This is a genomic window from Bacteroidia bacterium (genome assembly GCA_020852255.1).
GTDB lineage: Bacteria > Bacteroidota > Bacteroidia > JADZBD01 > JADZBD01 > JADZBD01.
Map to the genome: position 1 here is coordinate 129,177 of JADZBD010000007.1, position 23,096 is coordinate 152,272.

Here is a 23,096-nt window from a genome sequence, read left to right on the forward strand (position 1 = left end):
GTTGAAAAGTAAACCGCCGAGGGTAGCCGGATGGCGTACCAGGCGGTAACTTTATCTCAATGACAAGGGAGCGATTTCTCGCCCTGCTGCTGATCCCTTTTTTGGTGATCATTGTTTTCGCTTTTCTTCCTGTGCAGGAGGAAGGGCACAGCGTTTTTATGCGGGATACCAAACGTTCCTGGGCCGATTCTGTCTTTATCTCACTGAGCCCGGAAGAGCGCATCGCCCAGCTCTTTATGGTTGCGGCCTACTCCAATAAGGATGCAAAACATGAGGCTGAAATTGAAAAGCTGATTCGTGAGCAGAAAATCGGCGGATTGATATTTTTTCAGGGTGGACCGGCACGGCAGGCCAGTCTCACCAACCGCTTTCAGAGAAAAAGTAAGGTTCCTCTGATGATTTCCATCGACGGAGAATGGGGGCTGGCCATGCGACTGGATTCCACCGTCTCATACCCACGCCAGATGACCCTGGGTGCAATCGCGGATGATTCTGTGATCTACAAAATGGGAAAGGAGATCGCAAGGCAATGTCGCCGTCTTGGCATTCATGTGAACCTTGCCCCTGTTGCGGATGTGAATAACAACCCCAACAACCCCGTAATTGGCACGCGTTCGTTCGGCGAAGATAAATTCAATGTCGCCCGTAAGGCAGTTATGTATATGAAGGGCCTGCAGGATGGCGGGGTGCTTGCCAACGGGAAACATTTTCCCGGTCACGGAGATACTGACAAGGATTCCCACAAGACCCTCCCTGTCATTTTGCACTCTCGTGAACGACTGGATTCTCTGGAGCTTTATCCCTTCCGGGAATTGATACGAAACGGACTGGGAAGCATGATGGTGGCGCATCTTTACATCCCTTCGCTCGACAGCTCTGCCAATACCGCTTCCACATTGTCACCCCGGATCGTAAACGAACTGCTGAAAAAGGAATTAAAATTCGATGGATTGATTTTCACTGATGCGCTGAATATGAAGGGGGTGTCAAAGTTTTTTCAGCCCGGGGAAGTGGATGTCAAGGCGCTGCTGGCGGGTAATGATGTCTTGCTCTTCGCGGAAAATGTTCCGCTCGCCATCTCCGAAATCAAAAAAGCCATTACGGAAAACAGAATCACACAAGAGGAGATTGATAAGCGATGTATTAAGATCCTGAGGGCGAAGGAGTGGTGCGGACTGGATCAATACAAGCCGGTAGATACGAAAAACCTGATAGAGGACCTGAATAATGCCGGAGCGGAATATATCCGCCGGCTTTGTTACGAAAAGGCCGTCACCGTGCTGGCGAATGGAACGGGAATAATCCCAATCAACGGCACAAATCAGAAGAAAATAGCCACCATAGCACTTGGATCAAAAGAAATAACCGCTTTTCAGGAAATGGTTTCACTTTATGCCAAATGCGATCATTACAACATTCCTAAGAACTATAAAAGTGAGCATCTCGACACGTTGAATAAATATCTGGCCACCTACGATGTGCTGCTGATCAGTATTCACAACCTGTCATTGAAGCCCGATTCCGATTTTGGATTTCAGCCCCGGCTTCAACTGCTGATGAACCGGTTGATCCGCAGCAGACCTTCGGTGCTAACCTTCTTCTCAAATCCCTACCTGTTGGGATCGCTGGACTCAGTGCATCTGGCATCGGCCGTTGTGATGGGCTATGAAGAGAATCTCCATAGCCAGGAAGTCGCTGCGATGGCAATTTTTGGCGGTATAGGGGCGAACGGAATGCTTCCTGTTACATCTTCTCCGCTGTTCAAAGCAGGCAACGGAAAGAATACAGGTGAGCCTGTGCGGCTTTCTCTCTCTCATCCCGGAGAATTCATGCAGTATGATCTCGGTTTCAGGATCATTGATTCCCTCGTTAAAGAGGGGATAAGCGAAAAGGCTTTTCCGGGAGCGCAGTTGCTGGTGATGAAAAACGGGAAAGTGATACGCTACTCCACCTATGGTGCCCACACTTATACCGGGAAGCGGGCGGTTAAACGAACGGATTTGTATGACCTGGCTTCGGTTACAAAGATCGTTTCCTCCACGGCGGCACTGATGAAATTGTGCGGAGAAGGAGTGATCAGTGTGGATCAAACACTCGGGTTTTATCTGCCCGAGTTGGATAGTACCAATAAACGAAATTTGGTGATCCGGCAGGTGCTGGCACATCAGGCAGGGCTGAAGGACTGGATACCTTTCTGGACAAGAACTGTAAAAAAGGGAGTGTATAAACCGGGGATCTACCAAAAAGATGCTTCGGAAAAATACCCTTTCCGCGTTGCTGAAAAACTATATATCAATGCCACTTACAAAGACACCATCTGGAAGCGGATTGTGGAGTCAGATATACGGGATTCGGGAGAATTAAAATACAGCGATTTAGGATATTATTTTCTTCAGCGGATTATAGAGCAGAAGACCGGGAAATCTCTCGACCAGTATGTTCAGGAGTCGTTTTATGATCCCATGGGACTTCCCACCATGATGTACCGGCCGAGGAATAAATATTCACTACGGCAGATTCCTCCTACTGAGTATGATGCACGGTTTAGAAAGCAGCTCATCTGGGGAGATGTGCATGATCAGGGTGCAGCGATGATGGGAGGAGTGGCCGGACATGCCGGATTGTTCTCGAACGCCTTTGATCTGGCAGCCATGATGCAGTTATTTATGAATAAAGGGTATTTCGGAGGTAAGAAGTACATGGATCCGCGGGTGGTGGAAGAGTTTACGGCATGCTCATTTTGCCCGAACAACAGAAGAGGAATAGGATTCGATAAGCCTGAACCTGACAGCACAAAGGCCGGTCCCGTTCCGCAATGTGTTTCCCTGAAAAGTTACGGGCACAGTGGCTTTACCGGCACTTTCGCCTGGGCGGATCCGGGAAGTGGAATTGTAGTTATTCTCCTTACTAACCGCGTCTTCCCGGATGCGGAAAAAAACAAGCTTGTAAAAATCGGCACCCGGAGTAAGGTACTGGAAGAGGTGTGCAGGATGCTGAAATAAATGGGGGAGGAACACCCGCCGTTAAAAATAGGTCGAGAATCCGAATAAGAAGGCACCTGTTCGCGAGGGAGGATTCAGCAGAATATCTTCTTCCGACTGGAAGTAATAATTAAACCTCAGAACTGTTTCGGGAGTCGGACGCCAGGAAACAACGGGGGTTATACGCATAATATTATCTCCGATTGTTCCTCCCGTCTCCCGGAAAGTACCCACGTTATAGTCTGCCCCTTCGTACCGGAATCCGGCGTGAAAGCAGCTTTTTTCAAATTGGAGAAAAGGGCGGTTGAAGATACGCTGTGTAAATTCCAGGTAATAGCCATGTTGTTTCTCTCCGTATTGCTGCGTGTAAGTTTCAGGAATATCCACAGCCACCCAAACATATTCTATCAGTAAGCGGGTGCCTTTGTTTGTACTCAGGGTGTGATCCAGCGAGAATACATCCATCCGGCGGCGATCATCAACGGTCAGACCATCCTTACGGAATGTATTATACACTCCTCCCATCCAGGATATCCCTGTTTCGCCGCGCAGCGGGTGTTTCACGGCACAGCGTACGGAGGTCAGGGGCATACCGTTGTTGTTTTCTTCAAAACGATTCGGAGAATCCTTGGAGGCCCCCAGCCAGGTACGGTTTTTTTTGTTGCTTATGATTTCGTCATTGAAGCCGTTAGTAATATAAATCTCGTAAGTAACCCTGCTTTTTCCGGCGGTGAAATTTCCGTGTAAACCAAATCCCGCGTTGCTCCAGGTAGAGGGAACGAGTTCTGTAGCGCAAATCGGGCGGTCAATAAAATCCCATTTCGGTCCGTCGTGATTCTGATTAAAAGCTCCAATGGGATTTACGATCACTCCGCCACGGAAATTCAACCAGGGTATGAATTCCAGATCCAGAAAAGCGGATTCCAGATTGATTTCCTTTGCGCCGTCTTCAAATTCCACCTCCGCGGCGAATCGCAGGGAACGCCCGAGCCTTGAATAGGTGTAGAGCGTAAAACGCCTCATCTGAAACTGCAACCCTTCAGTAACTCCGTCGGTGCCGGCATAAAGGGTATTACCCTCCGCGTATCCTCCAAGAACCAAAGGAAGTTTTTCATTCCATACGCCCGGACGGTGATAAACAGCGTCCTTATTCATTACCGTATCGGCAAATAGCGAATCCTTTGCAATGGAATCCGCCTGTGCCTGTGTCAGGGCAGGAAGGTAAAACAACAGAGCGATCAGTGTGTTTCTCACAGGTAGATCTTTATCCGGTTGTCTGAAACTTCTGTACGGTAAGGGGCCAGATTCACACTGGCCGGTGCCGAGAGCACTTTACCGGTTTGGCTGAATTCACTGCCATGGCACGGACACACCAGCACGGTTTCTGTGGCATTCAGGTCACAGGCATTGTGTGTGCACATCATTTTCAGCGCAGAGTAGGTGCCGTCTTCCAGTTTATAGACCGCAATACTGAACGGAATAGTGGCATGATTGACGATCACCAGGTTTCGTTGCTTTGGTTCACCTTTGGAGAGATAGGAAAATTCATTCAAAGGAAGAATCAGTACGTTCTTTCCGCCTTCGGAAGCCGTAACGGTATGTATGGTTTTGCAGGCAGAGAGTGAAAGCAACCCCAGCATGCCTCCGGCGCAGGCTAAGCCCGACTTTATTATAAATTCACGCCGGTCGCTCATAATGATTCTAAAAATTTGAGCAGTTGCTCCTGTTCTTCCTCTGTTAGCAGCTGAAACAGGTTCTTACTGTCCTGGCCTTCTCCTCCGTGCAGCAATATGGCATCGCGGAGGGTATGCGCCCTTCCGTCGTGCATCAGAAAGTATTCGCCTCCCTGTGAGTTGGGAGATAATCCAAGCCCCCACAAGGGCGGCGTTCTCCATTCACTGGTCATGGCACCGCCTTCGGTATAACCATCATCAAGCCCTGGTCCCATATCATGTAAAAGTAGATCTGTGTAGGGATAAAAAGTAATATTGGAAAGGGCCTGGATATCAGAGACGCCTGTGGTCCAAGAAGGAATATGACATTTTCCGCATTTGATCTGGACAAAGAGGTTTTTTCCGGCCGTTATTTCCGTATCACCCTGATTTCTGGGTGTAGGTGGTTTAATGGTTCGCAGGTAGAAAACGAGGTCATCTATGGTAGTGCGGGAAATTTCCGGGTCCGGCACACCATCCCCGGGTCCGCTTCCTGAAGCAGGGTTGTAAGGATCAGTGTTCAGAAATTCGGAGGTGATTCCCATATCCTGGTTATAGGCGTTAACGGTTTGTATCAGCAGATCAATCGCAGCGGCTTTTCGTCCGAATCTCCCAATGAACTTTCCATTATTATACTGGTGAATAAAGGTGGGAACAAAGAAAACAGGCGGAGCAATATAGTTCGGTCGCCCGGAAATACCGTCCCCGTCCGCATCCATCGGATCAGCAAATCCGAGAATCTGAAGGTCCGTGAGTGCCGCCAGGAGTCCGAGGCCGGCATTGGATGGAGGAAGAAAAAGTGAATGGGGTGCATTGGAAGGAAGAGATTCGGGAGTATGTCCGGGTATGGCGCGGTGCTGAAGCTGAGGACCGCCCTGCGCAAGAAAGGTATTTCCCAGTGAATCATTTTGTCCGAAGCGGACAAGGGAAGAAAAGGGGTGACCTTTTCCGTCGGAAGGATGGCAGGAGGCGCAACTGGTGGAAACGAAAATGGGGCCCAGTCCGTTTCCTGTGTGAAACACTTCTGCAAAGGCAGCGTCACCACGGAGAAAACGATCCAGTTGTTCCGGGGAGAGACCTTCTATAGGACCATCAAGTGTTTCAGTGTTGTCCGGAGCTTTTGGAAGGAGCTTGTCGCAGGCCGTAAATCCCGCCACGATCATCGCACCGCATAGAAACACCCTTAAAATCAGTCCCTGTCTCACAGGTGCAAAGATAACGCTTCCTGTCAATTCTCCGTCCTCCCTGCCGCTTTGGTGCGGATTTTGTACCTTACATGCATGAAACGTTTGTTGTTTTTTACTCTCTTTATTCCGGCGGTACTTATTTCCCAGAAGGGAAATCAGAAGACAGCCGACAAGATCCTGGAGGACGGACAAGTCTTATATACATTGGAGATGGCCAGTGTAACATCCCTGGATGTATTTTACGACAAGGAGTATGATCCGAAACTGGCGAAAGGTTATTTTTCTTATTTCGATAAGGACACCATCAAAACGGTATTTTACCGGGAGTTAGATACCACAACGGCTTTGTTCAAAGCAAACGATTCGCTTCGTAAAATGATAAAAGATAAGTTTGATCTGCTGATTGTAAGTAAAACGATGCGCTATCTGAATAAGAGCATCAATAAGTCGAAAGTATTCGTTTTTGAGAATGACCGGAAGATTACTGACTATGAGAAAAAACTATTTGACATCCGGTTTAAAATATTTAAGGTCTTTAACGATGATCCCGCTACGTTTATCAAATACGAGAAATCATCCCTTAGCATAGTGATCCGCGATCAAAAGAAGTACTTCGAGGCCTATGTGATGAATGTGTTCCGGGATATGAGTTTTGTTCCACTGGGTAACGATTATTATTTTAAGTTCGACAAAGAGGGGAATATGATAGAGAAGAAGGTGCTTCACAAATCATTCATCCCTCTGGATCCGAAATATTATGGAAAAAAGAATGATGAGATAAAGTCCTCATTTCATAATCACAAGGGGGAAGGAGCAGAGGAGTTCATCACTCCAACCGATATCTGCGTGCTTCTGCTATTTAAGCCCATGTGCCAGTGGGATATGCATTATGTCTATGGCGACAAGTTTGTTTCGGTCTTCAATATGTATAAGAACACGCTTAGTATTATAGACAAAAAGTCCTTTGAGTCTCAGACAAAGCCTAAGGAAGATCCGGACGATTTGGATAATCAGATAAAAAAAGAGAAGTAGGATAAAGAATGCCTTAATCAACAGGATTCATAAAGGGTTATTGTTTGTGCAAATCTTTGAGAAAATACTTATCAAGGAGCAAAGGCCTACTTCAGAATAATGGCAATTAGATGTATTCAGATTAATTGAGAGTACGAATCAAAATGAGCATTAAAAACATACTCATATCATTGTTAGTGTGGTTCTGTTTCTGTCCAACTAACTTATTTTCTCAAGTCGAGTGGCAGAAGACAAATGCACAAAGTGCTACCCAATCGAAGCTCGATTCTTTATGGGTCATTTATAAGAATGCAACTAATATTGATACTATTCGCTTTAAAGCACTTAATGAAATTTTTAAACATTTTAGGAATACGAAACCAGACTCCGCTTTCGTCTTAATAGAGGAACTATTGGTGTTGGCGCGAAAAGTTAATCGTGCAGAATACGAAGGGAATGCTTTACTATCGCTGGGAATTCTATATGAGCAGCAGTCTGATTATCCCAAAGCACTAGAGTATTTATTAAGTGCCTTGCAGCTTTTTGAGAAAGTAAAGCATAAGGTAGGGATATATGCTTGTCTGGCGAATATTGGCTTTGTCTATGAGAATCAAAAGCAGTTCGATAAATCGATGCTATATAGACAAAGGGCACTCAAAATAAGCAGAGAGATTGGAGAGCCGAAGATTATTGGAAAGGCATATAATAATTTAGGATCAGAATATTTTAATGTCGGCCAACACAAGAAGGCATTGGAAAATTTTCTTCTTGCGCTCTCCTACGCAGAAAAACATGGAGATAAAAGAGAGGAAATTATTAGTCTGAATAATATTGCAAACTGTTACACAGCCTTATCTGATTACAAAACAGCGAAGGAGTATTATCTTAGATCTCTTCATGAAAGGAAGAAAATCGGAGAGATGAGTATGTTAGGCATGGCGTATTTTAACCTCGGGGAAATGTATTTACGTATGAATAATCTCGGACTCAGCAAAGCATATTTTGATTCCGCACAATTTGTAAGCGAAAGTTACAATAAAAGGGAGTTGTTAAGTGCCATCTACGAAAACATGTCCAATGTTTGCATCAAATCGAAAGATTATAAAGGAGCCTACGAATATTTTGTGAAGTATAAATCGATACAGGATAGTATTTATAATCGTGAGAATAGCATCCGGCTAGGAGAAGTAAAAACAAAATATGAAGTTGAAAAAAGGGAGACTGAGTTAAAACTGAAGTCTGAGAAACAAGAGGCAATTGCTAAAGAAAAGCTTCAACAAGAGCGGATGCAACGTAATTACTTTCTGGGTGGGTTTGTTTTAGTGTTTATTGTTGCTGCAATAATCTTTAGAAGTTATCGCCAAAAAAGCAAAGCAAATTCCATAATCCTTGAGCAAAAGAATGAAATCGAGTCCAAGCATAAGGAAATCACAGATAGTATTAATTATGCGGAAAGGATACAGCGAAGCTTGCTTGCTAGTTCAGAAGTATTGGACTCCTATTTCGATTATTATTTCATCGTGTTTGAGCCTAAGGATGTGGTAAGTGGCGATTTCTATTGGGTGTCCCAGCTTACCGAGGGCAAACTCATGCTTGTGGTTGGAGATAGTACTGGACATGGCGTGCCCGGCGCAATTATGAGTATTGTCAATATTACTTCCTTGGAAAAATCAGTAGAATATCAGGGGATTTGCGAGCCCGCATTAGTTCTTGATGAAACACGATCAAAAATTATTAATATATTAAAGAGAGATGGAAGCAGTGAGGGCGGGAGGGATGGAATGGATTGCAGCTTGGCTGTGTTCGATTTTAAGAATAGAAACTTAATTTTCGCGTCTGCAAATAATCCAATTTGGATTGTTCGGGAGAAGAAGGTCATCGAGTTGCTTCCTGATAAGATGCCGTTAGGAAAAGGCGAAAAGGATATGATTCCATTTAATCAGCACTTTTTTTCGTTTTTGCCGGGGGATTCAGTGTATATGTTCACGGATGGAATAGCAGACCAGTTTGGTGGACCACAAGGGAAAAAGTTTAAATATAAGCAGCTTAAGGAAATGATAGTTGAGGTGAATAACCTACCGATGAAGGAGCAAAAGAGGGTAATTTCAGCGCGTTTGAATGCGTGGAGAGGTAATCTTGAACAGGTGGACGATATCACTATTCTTGGACTAAGATGTTAATGTCAATGTATTGAGGTAATCTAGAGGCCATGACAGATGGACCGGATTTAATGTTATTTGTCTGCGTTTTCTTTCCTCTGGCCAGCAAAATTATATTTGGATTAAGTTCTTGCTACTGATTTGTTGTTAAATTTCAAAGGAATGATGACACTTAACGAGCATTTGAAATGAAAAATTTTGACCGTAAAAAACATTGGGAAGAGATCTACCGGACGAAGGAGCTGAGTGAGGTGAGCTGGTATCAGCCCAATCCTGAAACATCCCTGGACTTTATAAGACAGTTTGATATTCCAAAAACAGCGAAGATTATCGACGTCGGCGGAGGAGACAGCTTACTGGTGGATCATTTACTCCGGATGGGTTATCTCGATATTACTGTTCTGGATATTTCCTCCGCAGCCATTGAAAGAGCCAAGTTGCGGCTCGGAAAGCTGGCCGCCATGGTGAAGTGGATCGTAGCGGATGCTGCGCATTTCAAGACGGAGGAAAAGTATGATCTCTGGCACGACCGGGCTGCGTTCCACTTTTTGACTGAAGAGAGCGATGTGGCGGGCTATCTGCAGACCGCCAAAGAATCTCTTCGTCCGGGTGCTATGATGGTAATCGGAACATTTTCTGAAGACGGTCCCCTGAAATGCAGCGGTATTGAGATCAGGAGGTATTCGGAAACCACCATGACGGAGCGGCTGAAAGCATTTTTTGTAAAGATCAGGTGTGTCAGGGTGGAGCACAAAACGCCCTTTAATACTATCCAGAATTTTATTTTCTGCAGTTTTAGAAAACCAATGGCGGCCTGAGCAGTAAAAAGGGGAGAGCTACATCCCTGAGAATCCCTTCACCGGGAAACCGTATCTTCGGGGAATCAATCTATCAACAATATGAACTACTATCATTCTAAAAGAATAGGCGGAACCAGCATAGAGGCACTACGCCCGAAAGTGGAGGAGGCCTTAAAAGCGGAGGGGTTTGGTGTGCTCACGGAGATAGACATCAAAGCGACCATGAAGAAGAAGCTGGATAAGGATTATCTCCCGCATGTGATCCTCGGCGCATGCAATCCTGTTTATGCCGATAAGGTACTCACCACGGAACCCACAATCAGCACTATGTTGCCCTGCAATGTTACCCTGAGACAGATGGAATCCGGGGAGATCGAGATCGCAATAATCAACCCGGAGGCGGCCATTGGGGCCGTCGGGAATCCGAACCTGGTAAGTTTCGCGAAGGAAGTGAATGAAAAACTGATGCGTGTATTGGGAAATATCTGACCGGTGATCAGCAGTCAGTGACCAGTTCCACCACGTTCTCCACATGCGCAGTGTGAGGAAACATGTCCACAGGCTGTGATCGTAGCAAACGATATTTTTCGCCAAGTATTCGGATGTCACGCGCTTGTGTGGAAGGATTGCAGCTGACGTATACTATTCGTGGTGTTTCCAACTCAAGTAACAAGCGGCAGGTTTCTTCATCCATTCCTGCACGGGGCGGGTCTGTGATCACCACCGACGGTTTGCCGTTTAGCAAAACAAAGTCACGTGTAAAAATCTTCCGCATCTCACCGGCGTAAAAGGAAGTATTTTGGATTCCGTTCAACACTGAGTTCTCTTTCGCCGCCTCAATCGCTTCGGGAACGGATTCTACACCAATCACCTTTTTTGCACGGCGGGCTACAAAATTGGCAATGGTGCCGGTGCCGGTGTACAAATCATACACCACATCGGGTTCCTGAATGCGTGCAAAATCCCTTGCCACTTTGTAAAGTTCCAGCGCTTGTACAGGGTTTGTCTGATAAAAGGATTTAGGCCCCACCCTGAATTTCAGTCCCTCCATTTCCTCAGTGATATATCCCTGGCCGGCATAGGTGACCACGTCCAGATCATACATGGTGTCATTCGCCTTAAGATTTACAACATAAAGAAGAGAAGTAATGAAATTAAAGGAGGTGCTCAGGTATTCCATCACTCTTTGGATGTGTTCCGGATGATCTTCCCCAAACATCATCATTACCATGCATTCTCCGGTCGTAGTTGTCCGAATAATCATTCCCCGGAGCAACCCGGACTTTGCTTTATGATCATAAAAGGAAAACCCGTTCTTTAGCGCCAGACTCCGGACTCCGTTGCGGACTTCGTCGTTTAATGGCGGCATCAAATGACAGCGTTGAATATCAATGATACGGTCGAACATTCTTGGAACATGAAACCCCAGCGCATTGCCAGAAGGCTTTTGTTCCATATTCATTTCTGCTTCCGTAAACCATCTGCGGCTGGAAAAGGAAAAGTCAAGACGATTGCGGTAGGCATAATTGTTTTTGCTCCCGATTATTGGCAGTACATCCAAACCGGCCGACTCTATTCCTCCGATTCGTTCAAGGCAATCCCGTACCATCTTCTCCTTGAATCTGAGCTGGGCGGCATAATTCATATTTTGCCATTTGCATCCACCGCAGGAACCGAAGTGCGCACATGCAGGATTCACCCGGTCTTCTGATCGTTTTTGGTAGTGAAGTACGCGTCCGGACCAGAATTTACGCCGCACTTTCCAGGTCTCCGCTTCAATTACATCCCCAGGTACAGTCCCGGGGATGAAATAGACGAGGTCATCATGCCGGCATATGCCCCATCCATCGGACGAAGTGTCAAAAATTTCAAGACCGGAAATGATTTTTACAGCAGATCTTCCCACGAGACAGATGACAGGTTATTCTTCATCCTTTATTTCCTTCTGCTCCTTCTTTTTAAAATCCCCGTTCTTCCAGGCCTTAATGAACTTGGCCCAGGCTATCGGGTTCAGCAGGTTGTTGGGAGGATACTGCCCGGCATAGTATAATTTGGAATAGGTTTCCTGCATGGAGGCCTTAAAGTTCATGTTGCCGTCCATAGGCATGGTTTCATATTGCATCACCATGTTCTGCTGATCCAGATTCTTTGCCGCCCGATCCAGATCATCTTCCGGAATTTTGGTTTCGAGGAATACTTTTTTGAATGATTCCTTTGAAGGCCAGGGATAGATCACGGTTTCTTTTAGCAAAATGGTATCCGAGTGCATGATCTGGATCAGAGAATATTTATTGGTAGTGAGTGAATCAGGAATAATAAATAGCATGCTCTTAAATCCTACTGCAGTAAATTCAATGGTATCTTTCTCCTGCGCCACAAAGCTGAAAAAGCCAAAGTAGTCCGCCAGTGTCCCGCGCTGCTTGTTTTTGATGATGATTTTGGCAAAAGAAACCGGTTTCAGGCTGTCGCGTTCCACCACCACCCCGGAAAACTGTATGAGCGGACGATCGTCCTTCTTAACATCTTTTTTTGGTTCATCTTTTTTAAGCGGCGGATCCTTCTTAAGTGTCTGAGAATCAGCGCATAAGAAGGAGGCGAGCAAGAGAAGAATGATTCCCACATGTTTCATAGGAGCAAATTTACGTTTTATGTTTAATCAATAAACGTGCTAAAGTCAGTGTTTATTATGACCTTGATCGCAGCCCCCGGGGGGGGATTTTTTTGGAAAGTCAGGTGTACTTCCTATATTTGTAAGATGCGTTTGTGTTACAAACTCCTTTTACTGAACCTTATCCTGCCTTTTGCGGTTTGGTCACAAAGTTTTTCTGTTTCTTTTCCGGATACTATTGCCTACGGCCCGGCCATTGATAGTTCCGCCCTGAGTTGCTGGACGAACGATTTGGTTACCAATCTTACTTCACAGGTGATCACGCTGGATGTGGTGAGGGTAGAAAACGTTGCGGTAACGGGATGGAATACCGCTTTCTGTTTTCAGATATGTTCCCAGCCTACGGTTGACAGTATTCGCGCTACGATGGGCCCGAATGAGGTGGTAAATGTAGCTTTCCATTTTATGATTAATGGTGTTCCTGACAGCGGCACGGCCGTACTTAAGTTTAAGAATGTGAACAACCCATCCGAAGTGTATTACCAGCGCTTTTACGGAATAAGTCAGTCTACGGCATCAGTAGGATCTTATTTACTTACTGCCCCGGTCACACTTTACCCTAATCCTGCAAGGCAGGGGAGTGAAATTTATCTGAACATTGCAGGTAAGGAGGCATGCGATCTTATTATTTCAGATGCATCCGGAAAAGTAGTGGAGAGGAGAGCTTCGCTGGCTCCTGGCACGAACAGTTTTACTACAACGCTTACGGCGGGAATATATTTCTATTCTATGGTGTCTCCTTCCCGCGTTTTCACCGGGCGCCTGGTGATAGTAGGAGCTAACCAGGACTGATTCCTAATCGTCCTTAAGAATCTTTTCCATTGCTTTGATCTCATCTCTCAGTCTTGCTGCTTCCATAAAGTCCAGCTCCTTGGCAGCCTTTTCCATGGCACGACGCGTGCGCTGAATCATTTTTTGCAAGTCTTCTCTGGGCAGGTATTTCAGTACAGGATCTGCTGCCGCTGACACTTCGTTTTTCTCAATATAAGCGGCTCCTTTCCGTGTGGATCTCATTGCTTCAGAGAAAACATCTCGGTTGGCTTTTACAATTTGCCGCGGGCTGATACCATGCTTGTAATTGTATTCGATTTGTTTTTGCCGGCGGCGCAGTGTTTCATCAATGGTTTTCTGCATGCTAACCGTTACTTTGTCCGCGTACATGATCACCCTACCATTAATATTACGCGCAGCCCTTCCTACGGTTTGCACCAGCGAGCGCTCGCTGCGTAAAAACCCTTCTTTGTCGGCGTCGAGGATCGCCACAAGCGATACTTCCGGAAGATCCAGTCCTTCCCGCAGCAGATTGATACCTACTAAAACATCGAACAACCCGTTTCGCAGGTCGCGCATAATCTCCACGCGTTCCAATGTGTCCACATCCGAATGAATGTAACGGCAGCGGATGCCCAATTGTGACATATACTTACTGAGTTCCTCAGCCATGCGCTTGGTCAGTGTGGTTACCAGCACACGTTCATCTTTTTCTGCTACCAGTTTCACCTCTTCCAGAAGATCATCCACCTGGTTGTTGCAGGGGCGAACTTCAATAAGAGGATCCAACAGCCCCGTCGGTCGGATCAGCTGTTCTACCACCACGCCCTCGGAGCGCTGCAGCTCAAAATCGGCAGGAGTTGCGGATACATAGATCACCTGTCCCAGCATTTCTTCAAATTCATCAAATTTGAGCGGACGGTTATCGAGGGCTGAAGGCAATCTGAAGCCGAATTCTACCAGTGTTTCTTTGCGGGATCGGTCGCCACCGTACATGCCGCGGATTTGCGGAACGGTCACGTGACTTTCGTCAATGACCATGAGGAAATCATCCGGAAAATAATCGAGGAGGCAGTAGGGACGTGTACCCACTGTTCGTCCGTCAAAGTATCTAGAATAGTTTTCTATACCGGAACAATATCCCAGTTCTCGCATCATCTCAAGGTCGTAGGAGACGCGGTCTTCTATCCGTTTGGCTTCGAGTGGTTTCCCTATCTCCTTTAAATAGTCGGATTGTTTCACCATGTCCTGTTGTATTTCCCATAAGGCGCCTTTGAGTGTTTCCTGGGAAGTGACAAAGATATTGGCAGGATAGATGTTAAAACTTTCAAAGTATTCCAGTTTTCTTCCTGTCGCAGATTCAAAGGTGTGAATGTCTTCGATTTCGTTTCCGAAAAAGGATACCCGCACGCTGTAATCAGCATAGGCCAGGTTGATATCCACGGTATCTCCTTTTACCCTGAATTTTCCGCGTTCAAAATCCCCTTCGGTCCGGGAGTATAGTGTATTAACCAGTTGGAGAAGGAAATTGTTTCGTGTGATTCCCTGACCCTTCCGGATTCTCACCACGCTGCTGCCGAATTCATTAGGGTTGCCGATACTATAGATGCAGGAAACGCTGGACACTACGATGATATCCCTTCTTCCGGAGAGCAGGGAAGAGGTGGTGGCCAGCCGCAGTTTCTCTATTTCATCGTTGATTGCCAGGTCCTTTTCTATATAGGTGTCGGTGGTGGGAAGATATGCTTCCGGCTGGTAATAATCATAATATGATACAAAGTATTCCACTGCGTTCTTCGGAAAAAAGGTTTTGAATTCCCCGTAGAGCTGAGCGGCCAGCGTTTTATTATGACTAAGTATAAGGGTGGGGCGTTCCACTTCCTTGATCACGTTTGCAACGGTAAATGTTTTTCCGGATCCGGTAACACCCAGTAACGTTTGTGCAGGGGTACCGGCTTTCAGTCCGGTCACGAGCTGCCTGATGGCCTCCGGCTGATCTCCGGTGGGCTCAAAGTCGGATGTAAGTTGGAACATGCCGTAAATTTAGGAATAATTCATCCCTGCACCCGCGGCGCGGCGCACCGCATCGCTTCCATAGCGTTTGCGCAGTTTATCCATGGCCTGATAGAGTCGCACCACCTCTTCGGAATCTTCAAAGAGGTCAATTTGATGATGACCACCCACGAGATGACTGAAGCGCACGCCGATGAGGCGGATGAGGAGGCGGCGATTGTATAGTTTTCCGAAGAGCTCCTTTACCGTAGTCAGCAACGTATGATCGCAGGCAGTATAGGGGATTCTCATCTGCATGGTGTGGGTGTCAAAATCGGAGTAACGTATTTTTACCGTAACGCAGGCGGTGAGTTTGTGCTCTGAACGAAGCTGGAAAGCGATCTTCTCGGTCATACTCACCAGCGTGCTGTAGAGTTTTCCCATGTCGGTGGTGTCCTGCTCAAAGGTTTCTTCTGTAGAAATAGATTTTCGTTCGGAGTAGGGGATCACCGGGCTGTTATCAATACCATTCGCCTTTTTCCACATGCTGATTCCGTTATCGCCAAATACTTTTTCCAGCAGTTGTGGAGGCATTTGCTGCAGGGTGAGTACTTTGTCCACACCCATGGTGCGAAGGGTGAGGGCGGTTTTCTCTCCGATCATGGGGATCTTGCCTACGGGCAGCGGCGCGAGAAATTCTTTCTCCGTCCCGTAATCAATCTGCAGTTGTCCGTTCGGCTTGGCTTCATTGGTAGCCACCTTCGATACGGTTTTGTTTTCCGACAAACCAAAGGAACTGGGAAGCCCCGAATGCTTTGTTATCTTTTGCCGCAGTTCGGAGGCAAAAGCGTAGCATCCGAAAAAGCGGTCCATACCCGTGAGATCTATGTAAAACTCGTCAATGGACGATTTCTCGTATAGCGGAACGCTCTCGCGGATGATCTCCGTAACGGTTTCGGAATGCCGGGAATAGGCTTCGTAATCCCCGCGTACGACGATGGCCCCGGGACATAGTCTCCTCGCCAGTTTCATTGGCATGGCGGAATGTACCCCGAAGGCCCTCGTTTCGTAACTGCAGGCTGCCACCACTCCGCGGTCCGACCCGCCTCCCACAATCACCGGTTTCCCGATCAGGGAGGAGTTCAGCAGCCGCTCCACCGAAACAAAGAAGGAGTCGAGATCCAGGTGAACGATGGAGCGGTTTTGCTGTGTCATGAGCGGTATGACTTCCCAAAAGTACGGCTGCGCCGGCCCGAAAGGCTTTCACAAAATGTAAAACTTTTCCTCCCCTTATAATCCCGCCTTACGGATCTCCTCTTTGAGCTCTTCCATGCTCACCTCCCTGAATTGCAGGTCCAGGTTCTCCCCTTCGAAACGAATTGTATGTGTGGCCAGCATAGGTTTCCCATTTTGCATACGTATGGCCACCACCGTGCCCGTTTCATTCCTCGGTACCCTCGGATAGTGATAGTTATTGTCCTCATCTATGTATGCGGCTACCATCATACGGCGGTGTTTAAAAATCAGGCTGACAGACATTTCTTCCTCCACGGGCTGATTAATCTTCTGCTCCACTACCATGGCATCCGACATATGGTAAAACTCGTCCAGGTTCTTCCAGTTCAGCTTCTGCGTGCTGAAAACATAATAGTTCAGATCCCGGAAACCGGCATTTCCTGTTGCAATCGTATTCTCCAGTCCTGCCATGTACTCCTTTTGCATTTTAAGAAATAACTGAGGAAGAGAGTGAACACGGTATTGCTTCATCAGCGGCAGATAAACATACCGCAGCAACTGATCATAGTTGCGGATATTATACCTTGAGATCAGTGAGTCAATGCCGGCACAACCCAGCGGACTCCAGTACCGTGTATTCAGCGTGGAGGATCTGCGGTAGGTCTTTACGTTTTTCCGGAAACCCAGGAATTTCCGGAATTTGCACCAAAAGTTGCATTTTTTCACTAACCGCGTGGGGATTTCCCATCCGCAATAGAAGGAACCCGATGGCTGAAACCTGCTCACCGGGTTGGGATTGCTTCGCCAGCTGGTGATGCCGGGTGTGCTGCCATTCACCCCATCCCACACTTGCATGTTTCCATTGCCCAGTGTATTGGGAACCATCAGGGTCATAGAAGCCCCCGGCTTAAGTTGCAATTCCTGTTTGCCGTCGGTTGCACCCAGGCGAAACATTCCGCGTGTTTCAAGCAGCCCCGAATCCGTTACGGTGGAAAGCCCGTCTCCCATCATTTCCGAATATTCCGTGGACTCTTTCAGTTTCATCCACACCTTGCCACTCACCGCATTTCCGTTTTCGTCCACCAGGGAATTGCCGTAATAATATATCAGCGTTCCTTTCTTTCCTTTGAGCACCGTGTCGCGGTTTGCTGTAATGCGGAATACCTGTTCCTCACTGGCCAGCGATTTCAAAACATCTTGCAGCGATAGCGGAAGAGGTTCTTTCTTCATGGTAATCTTCACCTCCGATTTTCCACCGTAGATAATCTTTTTCAGCGGCTGCTCCTTTTGCTGAGCGGACATTGTCGCCGTAACGGCAAGCAATACCATTGCGATCCATGCAGTCTTCATAGCCTGTGGTTTTTAGTTTACGAACGAATCCGGGGGATTGAACTTATAACGGAGGAAACGCAAAAAGGATACATTCATTTTAAAAAAACAATGAAATTGATACCTTCGCCGGAATGAAAGAAAGGTTTTGTATTGTGGGAATGGGACTGATCGGGGGATCACTGGCTATGGCATTGAGGCAGCGCTTCCCCGATGCGGAGATATGGGGGGTAGATAATCATCCCGAGAACGCATCCTATGCCCTTTCCTCCGGAATGGTGAACAGAATGGTGGAGACAGAGGAGCTGTTTCCGGAACCCTTCATACTGTTCCTGGCCCTGCCTGTGGATGTAATTCGTGATTTATTGCCCGGACTATTGGACCGGATCCATGGAACAGAGGCCGTGGTGGTTGATCTGGGCAGTACGAAGTCAGCCATCTGCGAAGCCGTTGCCGGACATAAGGCCCGACCCCGGTTTGTGGCGGCGCACCCCATCGCCGGAACCGAGCATTCAGGTCCGCAGTACGCACTGCCCGATCTTTTTCGTAACAAAAGAATTATCTTATGCGAGGAAGAGCGCTCGTCACCTGAGGTGTGGAAACGGGTGAAAGCAGTTTTTGAAGAGCTTGGAATGCAGGTTACTGTGCTGGATCCCATCATTCACGATCGCAGCTATGCCTATGTTTCTCATTTAAGCCATGCCATTGCGTATGCATTAGGACTCTCGGTATTGGAAATGGAAAAAGAAATCGAAGGATTAAGAGAACTTTCGGGCACCGGCTTTTCAAGCACGGTGCGATTGGCAAAGTCCAGTGCTAAAATGTGGGTTCCGGTACTGAGTCAGAATGCGGAAGAGACGGGCAAAGCCATTGATGCGTTCATTGCAAAACTGGAGGAACTGAAGGTTTTGATGCAGGCCGGCGATGAAAAGGGGCTGCGTGCCTATATTGAAAAGGCGAACAAGATCAGCAAGCTGACCGGAAATTAATTCCCCTGGAATTTATTCTTGTGCACTATTCCGAGCACTTTTCCCTGCATTGTTTTAGCGATCAGGGGATTGTTCTTCGATTTTGATTTGAAGTCGGTCGCCTGAATAGTGTTCTGTAGTGTAGGATCAAACACCGTAAGATTCGCTTTTTCTCCTTTTTTTATTTGTGGGATGGGAAGGCCTAGCAGCTTCCGCGGATTCACCGAGAATTTTTCAATCAGCTTCTCCAGACTCATTCGCCCCCGGCTCATGTTCGCCATGGCAAACATGGTCTCGATACTACTCATTCCAAAGGCCGCATGATCAAATTCTACCACTTTGTTTTCTACATCTTCCGGACGATGGTCCGAAGCGATCACATCAATCGTTCCATCCGCAACTCCCTTTAGCAATGCTTCCTGGTCTGCCTGATTCCTCAGTGGGGGTTTTACTTTCAGATTCGTGTCAAATTCCCGCAGCGCACTGTCATTGAAGAACAGATTCGCGCAATTCGCAGAGGCGGTAACTTTGATTTTTTTCTTCTTCGCTTCCCGTATCATCTGTACTGATTTTGCAGTCGAAATTCCACACAGATGGATTCGCGCATTGTTGTATTCGGCAAGGAAAATATTTCGGGCAACCATAATTTCTTCAGCAAGTCCGGGAATTCCTTTTAATCCCAGCTTGGTGCTTTCAACCCCCTCGTTCATTTTCCCATCTCCGGAGATCGCCGGATCATCACAGTAGGCCAATATCAAACCTCCAAAGTTGTTGGTATACTGAATTGCCCGGTTCATCAACCCTGCATCCTTCACAGCACACAGGTCGTCTGTGAAGGCGCGGGCGCCCGATTGATACATATCAAACATTTCTGCCAGATCTTTTCCTTCCTGAAGTTCAGACAGCGTTCCGGCAGGCACAATTTCTACTATTTCCTTCTCCGACTTGTTCAGTACGTATTCGACCTGGGCTTTAGAACTGATAGATGGTTGGGTAGAGGGCATGAGAAGAACACCGGTAAAACCTCCGGCTGCGGCGGCACGACAACCGGAACGTATATCTTCTTTATATTCCATTCCCGGGTCACAAAAATTAACCTGCATGTCGAACCATCCCGCCGACACATGGAGATGTTCGGATTCGATCACACGGGCAGTGGAGGAGCGGATTCCTTTCCTTATATCAGTTATTACTCCGTTCTCGATTAATATATCCGTGATTTTTCCGGAAAGTACCGAGCGGGAGTCCGTAATGCGTGCAGAGCGTAAGATCAGTTCCATAGTATTATTTCATAAAGCGGATTAAACATACTTCTGTTCCCAAAAAGAGCAGGCATAGAGCGATAAACCATTTCCAAAGTGGTGTGCCTTGTTCGGCAATGCGAATGATTTCCGCCAGATTTTTCTCGCCGGCTTCAATTACCCGGATGTTTTTCAGATCCCCGGAGCTGATCATTTCTTTTAGTTCTTCTGCGGTGAAGCAGCCCGGATCCGATTCCCGGCGGTCGTAATTGTACGAGATGCCGCTCAGTACACTGTCGCCGGAATACAGGCTGTAGTTTCCCGCTTTCCTGACCAGATTTCCGGGATAAACCGTCGAGAAATTCCCTTCACTGCGCGTTTCAGGAATCAGATCCGACTGATCCGGTCCTTTCAAGTGAAAAATCTTCTCTCCTCCTGCTCCGGTGGAAATGTGTTCTATTCCTTCCCCTTTCCCAATGGTGTAATATAGTTTTTCTGCCGGTGTAGCATGCAGTGCCGATTGAAAGAATACCGGCACGAACAGCGCATGACGAGTGAAGTTGGACCAGGAAGGATGCAGGGCAACCGCGGAAAGGTAGAGCCTGCCGTTACCAATTGGGATCACGCTAAGGAAAGATTCCCCGTTTTGCAGTTGCAGAAGCGGCTCTTCTGTACTGCGAACTGCTCGGGAAAATGTATACCTCCGGGTGACAACCGGAAGATCCGGGTTCTCCGGTTTTTTGTCAAACACATTCTCAAAAAGAGGGTGCTCGTAAAAAAGTTTCCCTGTTTTTATCCTGGAAGTGTCCGTACTCTCAGGGAAAGGGCATGACAGCGGTTGTAAGAAGTTTTTATAGGATGGCAAATCAATTTCAGTGCCGGGGATCAAAAATACGGAACCACCGCCGTCAGTAAATTTTTTAAGCTCGGAGGAAAGCCCGCTGGAAATGCTTTTTAATCCGTTCAGTACAATAAGCGCATAACGGGGGAAGGAGGAGTAGTCAATGCTCTTAGCGTCTGCTTCTAAATAGCGGAACAGGCTGTCGGAATAAACTGCGCGCAGACTTTTTACCGTACTGTCAGCTGACTGTTCATGGATGGCGAGCACCGGAATGGTGTTACGAAGTGTGAATGAAAAATAGAAGGCGTCGTCGAAAGTGAGCGGATGATCCTGAATTTCAACACGGCAATTCTGTATGCCGCTTTCCTTGCAGACAAAGCTGAGGAAGTATTCACCGGCTGCGCCCGGTTCAAGAGAGAAAGATCCGGGAGCACGCTGCTGTCCGTTGATGAATAGCTTTACCGGAATATTCTCCAGCAGATTGAGCGAAAAATTGCGGATGCGCAGAAACACCCGTTCGCTCCTGTTCTTTTGCCTTACCGGTGTGGGAAACCAGACGGAATCCACATAGACGTTACTCACGGAATTGCTCTCAAGGGGCACAAGATGAATGCGCACCGAAGTGTCGGCAGGCACAGAACCGAGATTACTGATGCTGCGCTGAAAGTCGGAAAGGAGATACACCGCTTTTTGCAAAGTTCCGGCTCCGGCCAGTGCATCTTTTTGACGTGTGAGAACGGAATTAAGGTCGCGGGCAGCCGGACTCAATTGCACCTCTTCGAGCAGTTCCAGAAATTCTTCCTTGTTTACAAGCCGCTGGTGCTTACCCTCAAAATCATTGGTCACCAGCTGAAAAAGATCGGAGTTACTGAAGGTAGAGGCAATCTCACGGGCTTTGTTTCGCGCATCTTCCAGCAGTGTACCGTTTCGTCCCAGAGCATCCATACTGAATGAATTATCCAGGTATACACTCAGCGCCCTTTGTCCGGCCGGTACATGTCCTTCTTCCGCGGCAAGATAAGGTTGCGCAAAGGCGAAGATCAGTGCGGCAAGAGCGATCAGTCGCGAGGCAAGGATCAGTAAATACTTGAGACGGTTTTTACTCTGCGTGTCTTTTTTAACTTCCTTCAGGAAGCGGACATTCGTAAAAAGAACGGTCTTGTATCTCCGGAAATTGAATAGGTGTACGAGAATGGGAACAGATAGTGCGAGGAGAGCAAAAAGGAAGCCTGGGAAGAGAAAGGCCATCAAAAGTCAAAGGTACGAATAATTCCCATCTCTTTGAGATGTATCTTTACAGCGTGAGGAATGTGTTCAGTCAGGTATGGATTGGTCTTGCCGCCTATTTCAGAAGCGTAATCTTTGTTGTAAAACACGGGCTTTGGCTCTATTTCCTGGTGCCCGCCATACTCTCCGTTTTGGTTTGGTGGGGTGGCGACTTGACCCTGCGCCAGCTCCGAACGGAGAATTTTCAAAACCTGGCCGATGATGAAATAGACCGCTACCTGATCATCGGGCTTCAGTCCTTGTTTGTTTATGTGGCTTTTAAGCTGAATAAATACCTTGTGATGATCCTGCTTTCACCCGTACTGACGCAGCTATCCGCACGTACTGAACGTCTCCTTACTGCGAATGTCTACCCCTTCCGATTTAAACAGTATCTCCACAATCTGCTTCGCGGACTTCAGATCGCATTCCGGAACCTGTTTCTGCAAATGATTATCATCCTGCTATGGCTGACATTCGCCGCCTTCATTCCAAACATGCAGGCGGCAACCCCGGTGATCGTTATTATTATTGGATTCTATTTCTACGGATTTTATTTCATGGATTATGTCAGTGAGCGGCTGGGATATTCTCTCGATGAAAGTGTCACTTTCATACGGAAAAACGCTGCGCTCTCCTTCACTATCGGAGGAATATTTACCGCCCTTTTTCTCATTCCTTATGCCGGAGTTATTATTGCCCCCGTGCTGGCTTCGGTCGCCTCTACGATTGCAGTAGACAGAGTGGTTGGACTGAAAAATGTGATCCGTGGAAGGTTCGAAAAGGGAGAGAAAGGAGCTGATCCTAGATCTGACCAGGCATTTTTTTCTAAGGGTGGGAGAAATATTTGAATATCAGCGTGTTGCGGAGTGCAACCATACGGCCTGGTATATCGTCTTACAATAAAGGAGCAATGATGGCGTTCCATTTGGTA

General features: G+C 47.1%; 18 protein-coding genes. 8 read left to right on the forward strand and 10 right to left on the reverse strand.

Translation table 11 applies throughout. The features are described 5' to 3' along the window. Positions 1–59 precede the first annotated feature (59 nt). Complete coding sequence (locus IT233_05205) at positions 60–3,002, forward strand: serine hydrolase (protein MCC7302019.1); 2,943 nt, start codon at positions 60–62, stop codon at positions 3,000–3,002. Between the two features lie 21 nt (positions 3,003–3,023). Here the strand turns inward: IT233_05205 and IT233_05210 are convergent, their stop codons facing one another. From IT233_05210 to IT233_05220, 3 genes are read right to left on the reverse strand one after another with little or no spacing between them, the layout of a single operon-like run. Further along, the gene (locus IT233_05210; GenBank protein ID MCC7302020.1) at positions 3,024–4,235 is read right to left on the reverse strand and encodes a hypothetical protein; all 1,212 of its coding nucleotides are present in this window, start codon (positions 4,233–4,235) and stop codon (positions 3,024–3,026) included. Next, positions 4,232–4,675: a Rieske (2Fe-2S) protein gene (locus IT233_05215; protein MCC7302021.1), complete on the reverse strand. Its 444-nt coding sequence runs from the start codon at positions 4,673–4,675 to the stop codon at positions 4,232–4,234. Before IT233_05215 ends, IT233_05210 begins: the two co-directional genes overlap by 4 nt. Then, positions 4,672–5,856 (reverse strand): thiol oxidoreductase, encoded by a 1,185-nt coding sequence (locus tag IT233_05220; GenBank protein MCC7302022.1) that lies wholly within the window; start codon positions 5,854–5,856, stop codon positions 4,672–4,674. The genes IT233_05215 and IT233_05220 overlap by 4 nt, the downstream gene beginning before the upstream one ends. Positions 5,857–5,973: 117 nt before the next feature. On the opposite strand from IT233_05220, the gene IT233_05225 reads away from it, so the two are divergent. The 4 genes from IT233_05225 to IT233_05240 all read left to right on the forward strand — a co-directional run bounded on the left by IT233_05225 (position 5,974) and on the right by IT233_05240 (position 10,339). Further along, on the forward strand, positions 5,974–6,912 hold the full coding sequence (locus tag IT233_05225) for a hypothetical protein (protein MCC7302023.1): 939 nt from the start codon (positions 5,974–5,976) through the stop codon (positions 6,910–6,912). A 143-nt stretch (positions 6,913–7,055) separates the two neighbouring features. Then, positions 7,056–9,071, forward strand: coding sequence for a tetratricopeptide repeat protein (locus IT233_05230; protein ID MCC7302024.1), 2,016 nt, complete (start codon positions 7,056–7,058; stop codon positions 9,069–9,071). A gap of 167 nt (positions 9,072–9,238) precedes the next feature. After that, positions 9,239–9,868 carry a class I SAM-dependent methyltransferase gene (locus IT233_05235; GenBank protein ID MCC7302025.1) on the forward strand — a complete coding sequence of 210 codons (630 nt, stop codon included), beginning with the start codon at positions 9,239–9,241 and terminating at the stop codon, positions 9,866–9,868. An 81-nt stretch (positions 9,869–9,949) separates the two neighbouring features. Next, positions 9,950–10,339: a DUF302 domain-containing protein gene (locus IT233_05240; GenBank protein ID MCC7302026.1), complete on the forward strand. Its 390-nt coding sequence runs from the start codon at positions 9,950–9,952 to the stop codon at positions 10,337–10,339. Between the two features lie 7 nt (positions 10,340–10,346). Here the strand turns inward: IT233_05240 and rlmD are convergent, their stop codons facing one another. Next, complete coding sequence (gene rlmD, locus IT233_05245) at positions 10,347–11,756, reverse strand: 23S rRNA (uracil(1939)-C(5))-methyltransferase RlmD (GenBank protein ID MCC7302027.1); 1,410 nt, start codon at positions 11,754–11,756, stop codon at positions 10,347–10,349. 15 nt (positions 11,757–11,771) lie between these two features. Continuing rightward, positions 11,772–12,479 carry a carboxypeptidase-like regulatory domain-containing protein gene (locus IT233_05250; protein MCC7302028.1) on the reverse strand — a complete coding sequence of 236 codons (708 nt, stop codon included), beginning with the start codon at positions 12,477–12,479 and terminating at the stop codon, positions 11,772–11,774. A 126-nt stretch (positions 12,480–12,605) separates the two neighbouring features. Here IT233_05250 and IT233_05255 point away from each other — a divergent pair, with 126 nt between their 5' ends. Next, on the forward strand, positions 12,606–13,310 hold the full coding sequence (locus tag IT233_05255) for a T9SS type A sorting domain-containing protein (protein ID MCC7302029.1): 705 nt from the start codon (positions 12,606–12,608) through the stop codon (positions 13,308–13,310). A gap of 3 nt (positions 13,311–13,313) precedes the next feature. On the opposite strand, the gene uvrB is transcribed toward IT233_05255, so the two are convergent. The 3 genes from uvrB to IT233_05270 form a co-directional block, all read right to left on the reverse strand. Then, the gene (gene uvrB, locus IT233_05260; GenBank protein ID MCC7302030.1) at positions 13,314–15,332 is read right to left on the reverse strand and encodes an excinuclease ABC subunit UvrB; all 2,019 of its coding nucleotides are present in this window, start codon (positions 15,330–15,332) and stop codon (positions 13,314–13,316) included. Next, entirely contained in the window at positions 15,333–16,496 is a 1,164-nt protein-coding gene (gene dinB, locus IT233_05265; protein ID MCC7302031.1) for a DNA polymerase IV, read from the reverse strand. A 75-nt stretch (positions 16,497–16,571) separates the two neighbouring features. Next, positions 16,572–17,867 (reverse strand): hypothetical protein, encoded by a 1,296-nt coding sequence (locus IT233_05270; protein ID MCC7302032.1) that lies wholly within the window; start codon positions 17,865–17,867, stop codon positions 16,572–16,574. 113 nt (positions 17,868–17,980) lie between these two features. Here IT233_05270 and IT233_05275 point away from each other — a divergent pair, with 113 nt between their 5' ends. Then, a complete protein-coding gene (locus IT233_05275; protein ID MCC7302033.1) occupies positions 17,981–18,835 on the forward strand; it encodes a prephenate dehydrogenase/arogenate dehydrogenase family protein in 855 nt (284 codons plus the stop codon). Here IT233_05275 and IT233_05280 read toward each other — a convergent pair. Together IT233_05280 and IT233_05285 are read right to left on the reverse strand one after the other, a co-directional pair. Then, on the reverse strand, positions 18,832–20,094 hold the full coding sequence (locus tag IT233_05280; protein MCC7302034.1) for a dihydroorotase: 1,263 nt from the start codon (positions 20,092–20,094) through the stop codon (positions 18,832–18,834). The genes IT233_05275 and IT233_05280 overlap by 4 nt on opposite strands. 4 nt (positions 20,095–20,098) lie before the next feature. Then, positions 20,099–22,144 (reverse strand): BatA domain-containing protein, encoded by a 2,046-nt coding sequence (locus IT233_05285; protein MCC7302035.1) that lies wholly within the window; start codon positions 22,142–22,144, stop codon positions 20,099–20,101. Between the two features lie 53 nt (positions 22,145–22,197). Between IT233_05285 and IT233_05290 the strand changes: the two genes are divergently transcribed. After that, positions 22,198–23,013 carry an EI24 domain-containing protein gene (locus IT233_05290; GenBank protein MCC7302036.1) on the forward strand — a complete coding sequence of 272 codons (816 nt, stop codon included), beginning with the start codon at positions 22,198–22,200 and terminating at the stop codon, positions 23,011–23,013. The last annotated feature ends 83 nt before the right edge of the window (positions 23,014–23,096 follow it).

Excerpts from the sequence above, each read along its gene's own strand:
- IT233_05255 (MCC7302029.1), top strand. The coding sequence starts at position 12,606 with ATGCGTTTGTGTTACAAACTCCTTTTACTGAACCTTATCCTGCCTTTT.
- IT233_05220 (MCC7302022.1), bottom strand. The coding sequence starts at position 5,856 with ATGATCGTGGCGGGATTTACGGCCTGCGACAAGCTCCTTCCAAAAGCT.
- IT233_05240 (MCC7302026.1), top strand. The coding sequence starts at position 9,950 with ATGAACTACTATCATTCTAAAAGAATAGGCGGAACCAGCATAGAGGCA.
- IT233_05285 (MCC7302035.1), bottom strand. The coding sequence starts at position 22,144 with ATGGCCTTTCTCTTCCCAGGCTTCCTTTTTGCTCTCCTCGCACTATCT.
- IT233_05270 (MCC7302032.1), bottom strand. The coding sequence starts at position 17,867 with ATGAAGACTGCATGGATCGCAATGGTATTGCTTGCCGTTACGGCGACA.
- IT233_05250 (MCC7302028.1), bottom strand. The coding sequence starts at position 12,479 with ATGAAACATGTGGGAATCATTCTTCTCTTGCTCGCCTCCTTCTTATGC.
- IT233_05205 (MCC7302019.1), top strand. The coding sequence starts at position 60 with ATGACAAGGGAGCGATTTCTCGCCCTGCTGCTGATCCCTTTTTTGGTG.
- IT233_05215 (MCC7302021.1), bottom strand. The coding sequence starts at position 4,675 with ATGAGCGACCGGCGTGAATTTATAATAAAGTCGGGCTTAGCCTGCGCC.
- IT233_05225 (MCC7302023.1), top strand. The coding sequence starts at position 5,974 with ATGAAACGTTTGTTGTTTTTTACTCTCTTTATTCCGGCGGTACTTATT.
- IT233_05275 (MCC7302033.1), top strand. The coding sequence starts at position 17,981 with ATGAAAGAAAGGTTTTGTATTGTGGGAATGGGACTGATCGGGGGATCA.
- IT233_05230 (MCC7302024.1), top strand. The coding sequence starts at position 7,056 with ATGAGCATTAAAAACATACTCATATCATTGTTAGTGTGGTTCTGTTTC.
- dinB (MCC7302031.1), bottom strand. The coding sequence starts at position 16,496 with ATGACACAGCAAAACCGCTCCATCGTTCACCTGGATCTCGACTCCTTC.
- IT233_05235 (MCC7302025.1), top strand. The coding sequence starts at position 9,239 with ATGAAAAATTTTGACCGTAAAAAACATTGGGAAGAGATCTACCGGACG.
- IT233_05280 (MCC7302034.1), bottom strand. The coding sequence starts at position 20,094 with ATGGAACTGATCTTACGCTCTGCACGCATTACGGACTCCCGCTCGGTA.